This is a genomic window from Hoyosella rhizosphaerae (genome assembly GCF_014643175.1).
Lineage (GTDB): Bacteria > Actinomycetota > Actinomycetes > Mycobacteriales > Mycobacteriaceae > Lolliginicoccus > Lolliginicoccus rhizosphaerae.
The window spans coordinates 66,292-79,453 of the sequence record NZ_BMJH01000003.1 but is presented as its reverse complement, the minus strand read 5'-3'; the positions used below and the strand labels follow the sequence as shown (position 1 = coordinate 79,453).

The 13,162-nt window shown below is 58.4% G+C and carries 13 protein-coding genes; 9 read left to right on the top strand and 4 right to left on the bottom strand.

Annotated elements, in window-relative coordinates:
* Positions 1-38: 38 nt before the first annotated feature.
* The gene (locus tag IEW73_RS12080; protein ID WP_188675375.1) at positions 39-1,310 is read left to right on the top strand and encodes a serpin family protein; all 1,272 of its coding nucleotides are present in this window, start codon (positions 39-41) and stop codon (positions 1,308-1,310) included.
* 95 nt (positions 1,311-1,405) lie between these two features.
* Entirely contained in the window at positions 1,406-2,755 is a 1,350-nt protein-coding gene (gene ilvA / locus IEW73_RS12075; protein WP_372433632.1) for a threonine ammonia-lyase IlvA, read from the top strand.
* 3 nt (positions 2,756-2,758) lie between these two features.
* Here ilvA and IEW73_RS12070 read toward each other — a convergent pair whose 3' ends face one another.
* Positions 2,759-3,292: a TetR/AcrR family transcriptional regulator gene (locus IEW73_RS12070; RefSeq protein ID WP_188676828.1), complete on the bottom strand. Its 534-nt coding sequence runs from the start codon at positions 3,290-3,292 to the stop codon at positions 2,759-2,761.
* Between the two features lie 131 nt (positions 3,293-3,423).
* Between IEW73_RS12070 and IEW73_RS12065 the strand changes: the two genes are divergently transcribed.
* Entirely contained in the window at positions 3,424-3,876 is a 453-nt protein-coding gene (locus IEW73_RS12065) for a DUF6918 family protein (RefSeq protein WP_188675369.1), read from the top strand.
* A 12-nt stretch (positions 3,877-3,888) separates the two neighbouring features.
* Here the strand turns inward: IEW73_RS12065 and IEW73_RS12060 are convergent, their stop codons facing one another.
* From IEW73_RS12060 to IEW73_RS12050, 3 genes are read right to left on the bottom strand one after another with little or no spacing between them, the layout of a single operon-like run.
* Complete coding sequence (locus tag IEW73_RS12060) at positions 3,889-4,947, bottom strand: hypothetical protein (protein WP_188675366.1); 1,059 nt, start codon at positions 4,945-4,947, stop codon at positions 3,889-3,891.
* Between the two features lie 12 nt (positions 4,948-4,959).
* Positions 4,960-7,104: an acyltransferase family protein gene (locus tag IEW73_RS12055; protein WP_188675363.1), complete on the bottom strand. Its 2,145-nt coding sequence runs from the start codon at positions 7,102-7,104 to the stop codon at positions 4,960-4,962.
* Positions 7,085-7,285: a hypothetical protein gene (locus tag IEW73_RS12050; RefSeq protein WP_188675360.1), complete on the bottom strand. Its 201-nt coding sequence runs from the start codon at positions 7,283-7,285 to the stop codon at positions 7,085-7,087. The genes IEW73_RS12055 and IEW73_RS12050 overlap by 20 nt, the downstream gene beginning before the upstream one ends.
* Here IEW73_RS12050 and IEW73_RS12045 point away from each other — a divergent pair.
* From IEW73_RS12045 to bsaP, 6 genes are all read left to right on the top strand, one after another.
* On the top strand, positions 7,277-8,350 hold the full coding sequence (locus IEW73_RS12045; protein ID WP_188675357.1) for a sigma-70 family RNA polymerase sigma factor: 1,074 nt from the start codon (positions 7,277-7,279) through the stop codon (positions 8,348-8,350). The genes IEW73_RS12050 and IEW73_RS12045 overlap by 9 nt on opposite strands.
* A gap of 66 nt (positions 8,351-8,416) precedes the next feature.
* Positions 8,417-9,787, top strand: a complete 1,371-nt coding sequence (locus IEW73_RS12040; RefSeq protein ID WP_372433631.1) for an adenosylmethionine--8-amino-7-oxononanoate transaminase — start codon at positions 8,417-8,419, stop codon at positions 9,785-9,787.
* On the top strand, positions 9,784-10,920 hold the full coding sequence (locus tag IEW73_RS12035) for an 8-amino-7-oxononanoate synthase (protein ID WP_188675354.1): 1,137 nt from the start codon (positions 9,784-9,786) through the stop codon (positions 10,918-10,920). Before IEW73_RS12040 ends, IEW73_RS12035 begins: the two co-directional genes overlap by 4 nt.
* Positions 10,917-11,618 (top strand): dethiobiotin synthase, encoded by a 702-nt coding sequence (gene bioD, locus IEW73_RS12030; RefSeq protein WP_188675351.1) that lies wholly within the window; start codon positions 10,917-10,919, stop codon positions 11,616-11,618. The genes IEW73_RS12035 and bioD overlap by 4 nt, the downstream gene beginning before the upstream one ends.
* A 145-nt stretch (positions 11,619-11,763) precedes the next feature.
* A complete protein-coding gene (gene bioB / locus IEW73_RS12025; protein WP_188675349.1) occupies positions 11,764-12,807 on the top strand; it encodes a biotin synthase BioB in 1,044 nt (347 codons plus the stop codon).
* A gap of 106 nt (positions 12,808-12,913) precedes the next feature.
* Complete coding sequence (gene bsaP / locus IEW73_RS12020; protein ID WP_188676823.1) at positions 12,914-13,153, top strand: biotin synthase auxiliary protein BsaP; 240 nt, start codon at positions 12,914-12,916, stop codon at positions 13,151-13,153.
* Positions 13,154-13,162 lie beyond the last annotated feature (9 nt).

Sequence of the window (13,162 nt, the reverse complement as noted above, 5' to 3'; positions counted from 1 at the left end):
CAGTAGGGCGACCCGCCTCGTAGGTAAAAGGAGAGCGCATGCGCAAACTGATCGTGCTTGGAGTTGCGGCGGCACTGGCCTGCACCGCCGGTTGTGGCGCCACGGACACCGACGACGAGGCAACTGAGACTCCACCCACCCTCGTCGAGCAAGAAGAATCGGCCCCCGATGTCGTGAGTGGGTTGTACGGGTTCTCTGCGCGGTTCAGCGCAGAGTTGTCCGAACCCGGCACGAATACGGTTTATTCGCCCCTCAGTATTGCCACAGCATTCGCCATGCTTAGAGCAGGTGCAGAAGGGGAGACCGCGACTCAACTTGATGAGCTTTTCGGCTATCCCAGCGCTGACCTGCATGCAAGCTTCAGTGAACTGCTCAAGGCCACAGTCACCGTCGATGAAGCGCCTGATCGTGCTGAGCCAGGCAGCACACGTGGTGCGGACGAGCCCCCAGTTGACCCCATCGTCGCCATCGCGCAAGGTCTATTTGTCGCCGACGGGCTTTCGTTAAACCCCGAGTTCACCGACACGTTGTCGGAGTACTTCGACGCTGATCCTGAACCGGTGGACTTCACCGCGGCAGACGCCACCGACATAGTGAATGCCTGGGTTGAGCGTAATACCGCAGGACGTATCGACACCCTGTTCGACGACCTAGACCCAGCGACGGTAGCCGTCATCGCCAATGCGATCTACCTCAAGGCCGAGTGGGAAATTCAGTTCAACGAATCCCAAACGGGTGACGAGACGTTCACCACCGCAGACGGCAACGAAGTCACAGTGCCGATGATGAATAAGTCGGACCTACGAGTGCAGCACCTAGAAGAGGATGGCTGGAACAGTATCGCGCTGCCGTATGTAGGCGGTGACATCGCTATGTGGGTGGTACTTAACGACACGGCAGATTCTGAAAGCGACGCACCAGGAGCAGCGCCCGTAGTTACAAGTGGCATGCTCGAATCGTTCGCCGCTGGAGGGGAAACTCGATCAGCGCAAGTGGCCATTCCACGCTGGGACTTCAGTTCGACCGTCACCCTTCTCGACACGCTCCGCGAACTTGGGCTGACAGACCTAGCCGGATTGTCAGGTGTCACACCGGACTTTGAACTATCGGATGGCGTCCACCGAGCAAATATCACAGTTGATGAGTCCGGCACGGAGGCCGCTGCGGTGACAGGCCTAGCTGGCGTGACCAGCATGCCGCCTGACTCGCAGTTAGATTTCCGGGTGGATCGACCGTTCAGCTTTGTCATCATGCATCAGCCCACGGGTGCACCTCTGTTTGTCGGCGCTGTCGAGAACCCGAACGAGTAGTTTGTGGGCTTTTCGTGCACTTGTTCGACCACTATTTGGCGTCATTTGACGTTTCAGGTGGAACGGTAGGGGGTGGTAGTGGCAGCATGGGGCGGGTGTCAACTGCTCATGACGTCGAAACGGCCAAGTCCGCGCAACAAGTGTCCGCGGCGGACATTGATATTGCCGCGCAACGGATCAAAGGTGTTGTCTCTGCGACTCCTTTAGAACATTGCCAACGACTGTCGGATGCCACTGGGGCGAATGTTTGGCTTAAGCGCGAGGACTTGCAACGTGTGCGTTCCTACAAGTTGCGCGGCGCCTACAACCTGATGGTGCAACTGAGCGACACGGAGCGGGCTGCGGGTGTTGTCTGCGCCAGCGCAGGAAACCACGCTCAGGGCGTCGCATTTGCCTGCAAAGCATTGGGCATACGCGGGCGGATCTACTTGCCGTCGAACACGCCAAAACAGAAGCGTGACCGTATTCGCGCTCATGGCAACAGCTTTGTGGAACTCAAAATTACTGGTCCTACGTATGACGAAGCCGCTGCCGCAGCTGCCGAGGATTGCGAGAAAACCGGGGCGACCCTGGTGCCGCCGTTCGATGACGCACGCACGGTGGCTGGCCAAGGCACTGTCGCGGCGGAGATTCTTAGCCAACTCGGTGGCAGTATCGATGCGATTGTTGTGCCCGTTGGCGGGGGTGGTCTTATTGCCGGCATCACTACGTATATGCGTGAGCGTTCGCCGCACACCACGATTGTTGGCGCTGAACCAGCGGGTGCTGCATCGATGATCGCTGCTCTTGCGGCACGAGGCCCCGTCACGTTGCGTGATATTGATCCGTTTGTCGATGGCGCCGCAGTGCGCCGAGTTGGCGCGCTTCCTTACGCAGTCCTTGCGGCGGCAGGTGCCTCAGCGGTGACTCATGCTTCACTTCCGCTCGTAGCTTCAGTTCCGTCTCCTAGCCACCCCGGTGACATCGCGTTGGTGAAGGTCGACGAGGGCGCGGTATGCACTGCGATGCTTGACCTCTATCAGAATGAGGGAATTATCGCCGAGCCAGCGGGTGCTCTGTCGTCTGCCGCGCTGCACCAATTGTCGTTCGAACCTGGCCAGAACGTGGTGTGCGTGGTCTCGGGCGGGAACAACGATGTGTCTAGGTATGGCGAGATTCTTGAACGCTCGCTTGTTCATATGGGTCTCAAACACTATTTTTTGGTGAATTTTCCCCAGGAACCCGGTGCGTTGCGACGATTCCTTGATGAAGTGCTTGGTCCGGACGACGACATCACCATGTTCGAATACATTAAGCGCAACAATCGCGAAACGGGCGGTGCGCTGGTGGGCATTGAGCTGGGCAATCGCGACGGTTTATCGACGTTGCTTGGGAGAATCCGAAAATCCGGTATGGATGTTGAACGGCTTGAGCCGGGTAAGCCAGCGTTCCGCTATCTAATTTAGGGCTTACTTTTCGCCGGTGAGCTGCTCGATGACTTTGCGGTGCAATTCTGGGTCGGGCAGCGGGAACTGTAGAAGGGCTGCGAAGTAGATTCCGTCGCCTACAAGCCGGATGATTTCGGCGCGTACGGGGTCATCGACTTCAGCCTGGAGTCGCTGGTCCCAACTGCGCATTATCGCAATGATTGCTGTGCGGAGTTCACTGTGTTGCCCGTCAACGGTGCGCAGGGCAGCGATGAGGGTGCGGTAGAGCTGCAGTTCATCGTGGTCGCTTGTGTCGGGTGACTGCAGGTAAAACTCGGCGACGGACGTTCCTTGCGTTATCGCTTGCGCGATCTGGCTCTCAGCGCGCTGTGCTAGGCGATCAACGAGTCCGAGAAGTAGTGCGTCTTTGCTGGGGAAGTGGTAGAGCAGGCCGCCTTTGGAAACTTCCGCTGCTTGGGCGACAGACTCAAGCGTGAACTGTGGGGAACCCGTGGTGACAAGTAGTTGTTCGAGTGCGTCGAGTATGCGGTCGCGTGCGGATGTTCGGGACACCATATCGACTATACCGGCTGGACGGTTGTGCTCAGGGCGGGTTGAGTCTTGGGTGCCGCTGCAGTGACGGCGGCGCACGCTCCTATACGGTGATACAAAGAGTAAAGACGGCTAGAAGTTGAGGGAGAATGAGCATGGCGGAGTCGCTACGCGAGACGTTGCTGTCGGATGAAAACAAAGACGAATTTGTCGCAGATGCACGCACGGTGCTCGACGCGGAAGTTAAATCAAAACGCGGCCCCACTGGAATGGTTATCAAAGGAGCGTACAAAACAGTTAATGCTGTTCACGCATCCTTCGTCAACAGCGTCATTCGCGTGCTTCTGCCCGATTTCCTTGCAAGTCTTCAACCACACTGGGACGACTTTGCGGCATCTGGCAACGATGACTTTGCCGCGTTTTTGAGTGACCGTGGGGACGAAGCCGCAAACTCATTGCTCGAGGTGGTCGACCGTCGTGCTGAAGGTTCGTCGTATCGAAGCGTCGTGAAACTTTACGGGCAACTGCGCGGGCAGGCACATAAACATGTGGTCGCGGCCGTGCCTGCTGTAGGACGCCTAATTCAAGGGTCCATGGCAACTTCGTAGGTAGATCAGGTCTCATTCTGGGGCAGAAGTTTCTGTGCCAGAGCTTTCGGCAGTCGGAAGTGGGTGCGGCGGTGCAGGGGCGTGCCCACTTCGAACGAGGATGCATGTGCTCTGCGTATTGAACAAGTCTGTCCCACTGGCGGAGTCCTGAAACAACGCATTTGTTGTGATGTCGTGCCACGTGCCGAACGGAAGAGTGATGTGCGTATCGCGCCAGCCGTTGCTTGCCGCATGCTGATCACGGACGCCGAGGCATAAAATTTCGGGAAGCGAATGCGATTGTGCGCGAGCAAAACCAATGATGTGCGATTGAGCAGGTCCACTGATGTGGAGTGGTTCGTATTCGCCGCCGACGAAAACGCCGGGACGTTCGGCGCGCAGGCGAAGAATGTCCTTAATTTCTTGAGGAACGTCGGATGGAGCGCGTCGCGTCATAGCAATTCCGGGGCCAAGTGCCTGCAGAAAGCCCCATGCTGTGCGCATCGAATCGTCGACAGTCTCGGGGGGATCTACGGGCGCCCAACTGTGTGGCTGGTTTCGTGCGAGGACGCTCCGAACCAGGTGAAATTCCGAACGAGGCACGTAGTGAGTCGGCCGTGCGTCATTTCCGCGTGATCCTGGTGTGTACGCAAGTACGCCGTGAGCGGTGCGTGCGAGTTCTGAACCGAGTGATCCGTCGAGCGCAGGGGCGGTGAACCCATCGGCAACCACAATGCGACGGGCGTTCACGATATCGCGGACTGCGGCGGCAACATGAGTGGTGCTTTCCTCTAATACCGCACCGTCGATTAAGTCCTCATCGGCGAGTTGTTGAAGCACCTTGTCGTCGGGCGTCCAATCGTGCAAGCCAACGATGGTACCGATGTTGGCAGAACGCAATCGATTCGCGACGTTCCGAAACTCGGGCACCCCAGACGGCAGTGGCAAAGGAAGTGCGATGTGGGATATCCCGATTTCTGCCAGTTCCTCCTGAAGAGAATCTGTGAGGTTTACAGGGTCGACGAATGCGGACTCGTGTGGCCAGAAAACATTGACGCATGGGCGGGGCAATGCTGACGAGGCTGACGACATCGCTCTATCGTCTCACCACCAACCGGTGGCGTCACCAAGTTGCCTATCGAGTTCTGGTATTGCTGTTCGTACAAACGTCGCGCTGAGGTGGTTGAAGTCTCGGTACACGATGACGTTTCCCACCACCGCAGGGCACGTCGTGGCGTTACACATCGCGTCGCTCATATCCAGGGATTCCATTGTGGGCAGTTCGTCGGCGATCGCGTCGGCGGGGTTGACGGCGCTGAGGACGTCGGCACGAACAGCTCCGCACCTGTCGGCGCCACGCCGCATAGCTAGGCAGTCCGCTGGTTCCGGAAATGGCCATAGCCAGGGGTTGTCACGAAGGCCTAGTACTCGAACGTCGTTTCCGGCGAGGTAGACGAACATGTCGGCATATGACTCAGGAATGAAGTCGCCTGGGGCGTGATGTAGCGGCCGAGTGCTGTTTGTGAGGACAAAATCAGGTTGAGTCTCAATGATGTAGTTGATGCTCGCAGCATTCCAGTCGCTGCATTCGAGGTAGGGCACCCCGTTGTAATGCGTGGGTTCGGGATCCAACGATAATGGGCATGCGACTTTAAGGATCGTCTCCACCGCAAAGCCCCGTTCGATCCCAATCGGGTGCAATGCGCTGATCCATTGCTCGGCATGCGAGCCCCCCGCTAGGACGATTGTGCGATCGGCCTCGGTATCGCCGTATGTACACCTGAGTAGTTCGATCGTTGGGATGTCGGCGATGCATTGATCAAAAGCGGTCAGTGGGTGGTCTTCTCGGACATCGAGCGGACTCGGCCGCAGCGGAGCTCGGGGTGTGTACGCGGCAGCTGTGTATTCAGTTGCACCGGGATACAGGGTGGGGTCGAGCGGTTCTGCGAGCTTGTCGGTCCGTTTGTCCAGGTATTGGATCCACCCCACCGAGGCGGTGACCAGTACCGCGGCGAGAGTTGCCAATGCGATAGCTGGGTACGTTGTACGTCGCCGATGGGTGCGACGAGCTGACAATGGTGCTGGGTTGCGCGTGGAATAGCGCAAGGGAATTTCGATATAGCGCAATGTCAGCCAGGCGCACAACAACGATATGGCGATGATGCCCACACCGTCGAGGAGGGTCACTACGTGTTTGTCTGCTGCGACGAGGTAGAAGATCAGAATCGGCCAGTGCCATAGATAGAACGCGTAGGCAACAGAACCTAGCCACACCAACGGTCGTGTGGACAGAAACGACTCAACCAAGTTGCCGCGCGTATCGCTGTCGTTTCGCTCACCCGCAACCACTATCGCGAGAGCGCCGAGGACTGGCACGAGGGCCCACGGGCCGGGGAAGACGAGTCCACCTTCAAGTACAACGCCGGTGAGAACGATCGCCGCTAAGCCTGTTGCAGCGAGGGGCAATCGAAGGTGGCGATGGACAGATATGTAGGGGAGTGCGGCGGCCACAACGCCACCAAGTAGTAGTTGCCAGGTTCGGGCGAAAGTGTCGTAGTACGTCCACGACGGGTTAATTTGGATTCTCAGCGCTGCGTATAGGAACGAGGCAATCGTTGCACCGACAATGACCGCGATGGCCGCCCTGGTGGACCAAGCGGCAGCATCTTTGCGGTTACGCAGCACGCTTTGGGTTGCCCACGCTGCAAAATACACCGCAAGCAGTGTTGCAACGAAAAATTGCCCCTGGACTGACATTGACCATAGGTGCTGCAACGGACTGGTGTTGGGATCAGCAGCTAAATAGTCGCCCGTTGTCCGTGCTAGCTGCCAGTTTTGGTAGTAGAAGAGGCTGGGGACGACCTGTGTGGCGATGTTGTTCCATTGCGTAAACGGAAACAGAACTACCGTGGCGATACTTACCGCCGTGAGTATCGTCACAAGCGCGGGTAAAAGGCGACGAATCAGGCGTTTGGCTACTGGCCAAGGCGATAGGTCGGTGCCCCGGCGGATATTTCTGAGCAGCATGCCTACGAAGAAGAATCCTGACAGGGTTAAGAAGACGTCAACGCCGCCGGAGACTCCCAGGGCCCAGACGTGATAGACGACAACCAGCGCGATAGCCAGGCCTCTAAGACCATCGAGATCGAATCTGTAGGAGCGCTTGGCTGAGGAATTGCGGGCAGGCTTGGCTGCCGCATCACGTGCGCTGTGTGCGGCGTGGCTGTGGTCAGTCGGCGTCGTGGGCATACGAAAGGCTAAGGATACGCAACGAACGTGAAAGTATTGTGACAGATGGTCGATCAAGGCCTTTCGTGATTGCCGCATTCGGGCGGTATGCGGCATTTGCTGCGCCGATTTGATTGTTGATGGTCAGTATTGAGGTCTTAAAGTTGTCGGGCCATCGGCGTACTGTGACGTCATGGGGCATGTGACTGAGGACACCTCTCGCCAGGCCGAGGTAGCGGAATTGGCTGACTTTGACGGCGTATTTGCACCGTTTAGGCGCGAAATGTTGGCGCATTGCTACCGGATGCTCGGCTCACTCCACGATGCGGAAGACGCAGTGCAAGAAGCGTACGTGCGAGCATGGCGTTCGTATGGATCATTCGAAGGTCGATCGTCGACGCGAACATGGCTATACCGAATTGCCACGAACGTCTGTTTGACCGAGGCTGACAAGCGCCAGCGGCGCGCGCTACCTAAAGGGCTTGGTCAGGAACGGAGTAATCCCGCGGGAGCTCTTGAGGAGAACCGGGAAATACCGTGGCTCGAACCGATCCCCGACGCATGGTTGCCCGGTCCTGATGATCCTGCTGCCGCTGTAACGCAGCGCACCAGCGTGCGCCTCGCGCTCGTGGCGGCGTTACAACACCTCCCGCCGAGACAGCGAGCCGCGTTGCTGTTGAAAGAAGTGCTTCAGTTCAAAGCCAGCGAAATCGCGGATCTCCTGGGTTCCACTACTGCCGCCGTCAACAGCAGCATGCAACGAGCCCGTGCGCACCTCGAGGCAATTGGCCTTGATGAGGACTCCGTAAATGAACCGCTGAGCTCGCACCAGCGCGATGTTCTTGAAAAGTATGCCAGCGCCCTCGAACAAAAAGACATTGACACAATCGTCACCGTCTTCACCTCAGACGCGATCTGGGAAATGCCGCCGTTTACAGGTTGGTACCAGGGTCCGGCAGATATCGGAATCCTCATTGGGACGCAGTGCCCGGCGGGGCCAGGAGAACTTGCCGCACTACCTGTGGGCGCCAATGGGCAACCCGGATTCGCCGTATACATTGCCGCGCCAGGCGGAGGTTGGAGCGCATTTCAGTTTCAGGTCATGGACCTGACAGACTCTGCGATCACACATGCCTACATATTCTTCGACCACTCGTTGTTTACCGCCGCCGGGTTACCACTTAGCTTTTCTGACTCGGATCTTCAAAGATGCCGGGATCTTCAAAAACATAGGGATCTTCAAAAACACAGGGACCTAAAAACGTAGATGCCGACAACATAAAGGCGCGCCAAGTTCGATTTTTGACGCCGTAAACCGATACTGTCGAGCATCGTGCTGGAAATCCCGAACACCGTGACCAACCAACACTCAGCGACTCACAAAAACGTAGCGAGCGATCGAACGGCGACAATACAACGACGCGACGCGGAGCACGTCTGGCATCCCTATGGCGCATTTCCACCGGCGACCACACCGCTTGTTGTAGACAGCGCGCAAGGCGTGACACTCACTTTGTCGGATGGGCGCACAGTGGTGGACGGCATGAGTTCGTGGTGGGCCGCCATTCACGGCTACCAGCATCCAGCCCTTGATGCCGCAGCCACCGCACAACTAGGTCGAATGGCGCACGTCATGTTCGGCGGTTTGACGCACGAACCGGCCACCACTCTCGCCGCTACGTTAGCCGACATCACGCCAGCGCCACTCACTAAGGTGTTTCTCGCGGACTCGGGATCGGTATCCGTCGAAGTGGCGGTCAAAATGTGCCTCCAGTACTGGCGCAGCATCGATAAGCCCGAAAAGCGTCGCCTCATGACCTGGCGCGGCGGCTACCACGGCGACACTTTCACTCCCATGAGTGTGTGCGACCCAGACGGCGGCATGCATTCACTGTGGACCGACGTTCTCGCGCCACAAGTATTCGCCCCAAAACCACCAGCGGAATACGACCCCGAATACGTCGTTGTGCTCGACGAACTGTTGACGTCACACGGTGGCGAACTTGCCGCGGTAATCGTTGAGCCGATCGTGCAGGGCGCCGGCGGCATGCGATTCCACGACCCCCGCTACTTGCGTGAACTGCGGCGACTATGCGACGAACACCACGTCTTGTTGATTTTTGACGAAATCGCTACGGGGTTTGGCCGTACGGGCCAACTGTTTGCCGCGAACCATGCAGATGTGTCACCGGATGTGATGTGTGTAGGCAAAGCGCTGACCGGTGGTTACTTGACGCTTGCGGCGACGCTCTGCACCGATCATATTGCCCACACCATTAGTGCATCCGCTGCAGGTGGGCTTATGCATGGCCCGACTTTTATGGGCAACCCTCTTGCCTGCGCTATTGCCAATGCTTCCATTGAACTGCTTCTCAGCCAGGACTGGCAGTCGCAGGTGCGCAACATCGAATCCCAGCTAAGGCACGGCCTTAGCCCAGCTCGCACAGTGGCGGGCGTTCGCGATGTTCGCGTCATGGGTGCGATCGGAGTGATTGAGCTTGAACACCCGGTCCCTATGCAACGAGCAACGGATGTTGCCGTCGCAAACGGGGTATGGTTGCGGCCATTTCGCAACCTCATTTACGCCATGCCGCCCTTCATAAGCACCAGCAGCGACATTGCGCGTATCGCAGCCGCTATGGTCGCAGTAGCTGGCATCTCACCGTCAAGTGACGACGGCGAGTACTCGAGAGAAGGAACGTGAGCACCGACCCACTGGCATGGCTCGACGATGCAGCCGAACGCCGACGAGCATTTGGAGTGCAGCGCACAATCCGAGCGCGACCCATTGATGATCACCTTATCGATCTCGCCTCGAACGACTACCTGGGACTCACTCGTCACCCCGAGGTAATCGCCGGAGCCGAATTGGCTTTGCGTCGATGGGGAGCCGGTTCTACTGGGTCGCGACTTGTGACCGGTACGACCGAAGAGCATGAGCAGCTGGAACGGGAACTCGCCGAATTCACCGGCGCCCCCAGTGCGCTTGTGTTCGCCTCCGGCTACAGCGCGAATCTTGGTGTTGTCACTGCGTTGAGCAACCCCGACACGCTTATCGTGTCTGACACCACCAACCATGCGTCCCTAGTCGATGCGTGCCGACTGTCAAAGGCCCGCGTGGTAATTACCCCGCACCGAGATCTTTCGGCGATGCGTGATGCACTTGAGGCGCGGGATGAACAACATGCGCTCGTCTTGACGGATTCGGTTTTTAGCGCCGATGGTGACTTGGCGCCGTTGCGCGGTATTCATGCGCTGTGCCGTGAATCGGATGCTGTGCTTATAGCTGATGAGGCGCATGGGATCGGCGTGCGCGGCACAGGGGGTCGAGGGTTGGTCCAGGAATGCGGCCTTGCCGGTGAACCCGACATCATCATCACCATGACGTTGTCTAAAGCTTTTGGTTCACAAGGCGGCGCCGTTCTTGCCGATGACCGCATTCGGGACCATCTTGTCAACACCGCCCGCAGCTTCATTTTTGACACTGGCCTCGCCCCAGCTTCGGTCGGTGCAGCACGGGCGGCGCTTTCTGTCCTTAAGCGCGAGCCGCACCTGGCTGAGACGGTGTTGCGTCATGCCCGTGTACTCGCGGAAGCTGCTGACGTGGCTGAAACACCTGAGTCGGCTGTGGTTTCGGTTGTGCTTGGTGACGCAGCGACAGCTCTAGCCGCGGCTGACCGATGCCGGGAATTGGGCGTTCGCGTCGGGTGTTTCCGTCCGCCTTCCGTGCCGCGTGGCACGTCGCGACTGCGACTCACCGCACGGGCAGATCTCACCGCAGATGAACTCGACACCGTCGTGAACGTTTTGCGCACCGTAGTAGGGGAGCATGCATGACCAACCTCATCGTCACCGGAACATCTACCGAGGTCGGCAAAACTATCGCGACTGCATGTCTTGCGGCGTTGGCTAGTGCCGCGGGGATGAAAGTTGCTGTCTGCAAGCCCGCCCAGACTGGAATTACTGATGGCGAGTCTGGGGACTTGGACGTTATCTCACGCCTCGTACCCGGTGTGACCACCGTCGAATTTGCGAGGTACCCAGAACCGCTTGCGCCTCTGACTGCGGCGCGAAGGTCCGGGCGGCCCACGTTGACTCTCGAGGGTGTGGTGGAGAAGATCCGCGAGCTGAATGCGGTTCATGATCTTGTGCTCGTCGAAGGGGCGGGGGGAGTGCTAGTGCAACTAGGGGATGGCGGTTTTACAGTCCGCGATATCGCAGCGGAGTTGTCGGCGCCCTGCGTCATCGTCGCTGCCCCGGGGCTTGGCACGCTTAACCACACTGCACTCACTGTGGAAGCACTCCACGCGCGCAACATTGTTATCGCGGGGATCATCCTGGGCGCATGGCCACGTAACCCTGATCTGGCTATGCAGTGCAACCGCCACGATCTGCCTGCAGTAACCGGGGAGAACGTAGTCGGTGAAATCCCTGCAGGAGTGGGCGAAAGTGAGTGGGACAACTTCGCGCAATCCGTAACGGCGTGGTTTGACACGCAATTTCGACGTACTTACCTGGCACAACGCGACACGTAGCGTGCAGCATTCACACTTTAGTGAGACGGTAAGGCACACTGAAATGAAGTGGGGTGGATCACCTGTATTGGTGTGACCATCCCAGTCCCGCGCACGAACACCGCCACGGCCGAGCGGCGCAGTACACGAAAGAGGAGAGTTCTCAGTGACTCAGGCACCTGCACACACCACCACTCACGGTGATGCGGACAGCTCCGCAGACATTCTCGCCATCGCGCGGGAACAAGTCCTGGAACGCGGTGAACCACTCAGCAAAGACCAGGTCCTCCAAGTTCTTCAACTCCCCGAGGACCGTTTAGAAGAGTTGCTTGCTCTTGCCCACGATGTGCGCATGCGTTGGTGCGGGCCCGAGGTAGAAGTCGAAGGCATCATCAGCCTTAAGACCGGCGGCTGCCCTGAGGATTGCCACTTCTGCTCACAGTCTGGGCTATTCCAATCGCCCGTACGCAGTGCATGGATTGATATCCCAAGCCTGGTTGAAGCCGCGAAGCAGACTGCAAAAACAGGTGCTACCGAGTTTTGTATTGTGGCAGCGGTTCGTGGCCCAGACGCGAGGCTGATGGCACAGGTCGCAGCGGGCATCGAGGCGATTCGCAACGAGGTCGACATCCAGATTGCGTGCTCGCTTGGCATGCTCACGCAAGAGCAAGTAGACCAACTCGCAGCAATGGGTGTGCACCGGTACAACCACAATCTTGAAACAGCAAAATCCCACTTCCCGAACGTCGTGACGACCCACAGTTGGGAAGAGCGCTGGGACACCCTCCGCATGGTGCGCGAAGCAGGCATGGAAGTGTGCTGCGGTGGAATTCTAGGCATGGGTGAAACATTGGAGCAGCGGGCAGAGTTCGCTGCTCAGCTAGGCGACCTGCAACCCGATGAGGTACCGCTCAACTTCCTCAACCCGCGTCCAGGAACTCCCTTTAGCGACCTTGAGGTCCTTCCGGCGACAGAAGCGCTCAAATCGATTGCAGCGTTCCGTTTGGCCCTACCGCGCACTATCCTGCGTTTCGCAGGAGGCCGCGAAATCACACTCGGTGACCTTGGCGCAAAGCGGGGAATGCTCGGTGGAATCAACGCCGTCATCGTCGGTAACTACCTCACAACACTCGGTCGTCCAGCCGAATCTGACCTAGATCTCCTCGGAGAGCTTGAGATGCCTATCAAGGCCCTCAACGCCACCATTTAGGAGACGACTGGTGGTTACGGCAGGACTTCCCGACGAGCCCCGCATTCGCGAAGTGCGGGGCTCGAAGGTGGGCGCACCCAGTACTAGAGCAGTAGCAGCTGCCAAAGTGGTCGCACCGAAAGATGGCGGCCCACTCGGTGGTGCGCAGATATACAACGTCTATACCGGCACGCTTGTGGGCGAAGGCGCGGCCACGCCGACAGCGGCTCAGCTGGGACTTGAACCACCCCGGTACTGCGGCCAATGCGGGCGCAGGATGATCGTTCAGATCGACCCCGTGGGTTGGTGGGCGCAATGCTCACGGCACGGGCGTATCGCAAGCACCGAGATTGGTGGGTATCGCTGACCCGTGCGG

What these genes read in the sequence shown, in the direction of transcription:
- IEW73_RS12065 (WP_188675369.1), top strand. Translation starts at nt 3,424, where the DNA reads ATGGCGGAGTCGCTACGCGAGACGTTGCTGTCGGATGAAAACAAAGAC.
- IEW73_RS12070 (WP_188676828.1), bottom strand. Translation starts at nt 3,292, where the DNA reads ATGGTGTCCCGAACATCCGCACGCGACCGCATACTCGACGCACTCGAA.
- IEW73_RS12080 (WP_188675375.1), top strand. Translation starts at nt 39, where the DNA reads ATGCGCAAACTGATCGTGCTTGGAGTTGCGGCGGCACTGGCCTGCACC.
- IEW73_RS12050 (WP_188675360.1), bottom strand. Translation starts at nt 7,285, where the DNA reads ATGCCCCATGACGTCACAGTACGCCGATGGCCCGACAACTTTAAGACC.
- IEW73_RS12045 (WP_188675357.1), top strand. Translation starts at nt 7,277, where the DNA reads ATGGGGCATGTGACTGAGGACACCTCTCGCCAGGCCGAGGTAGCGGAA.
- IEW73_RS12055 (WP_188675363.1), bottom strand. Translation starts at nt 7,104, where the DNA reads ATGCCCACGACGCCGACTGACCACAGCCACGCCGCACACAGCGCACGT.
- bioD (WP_188675351.1), top strand. Translation starts at nt 10,917, where the DNA reads ATGACCAACCTCATCGTCACCGGAACATCTACCGAGGTCGGCAAAACT.
- IEW73_RS12060 (WP_188675366.1), bottom strand. Translation starts at nt 4,947, where the DNA reads ATGTCGTCAGCCTCGTCAGCATTGCCCCGCCCATGCGTCAATGTTTTC.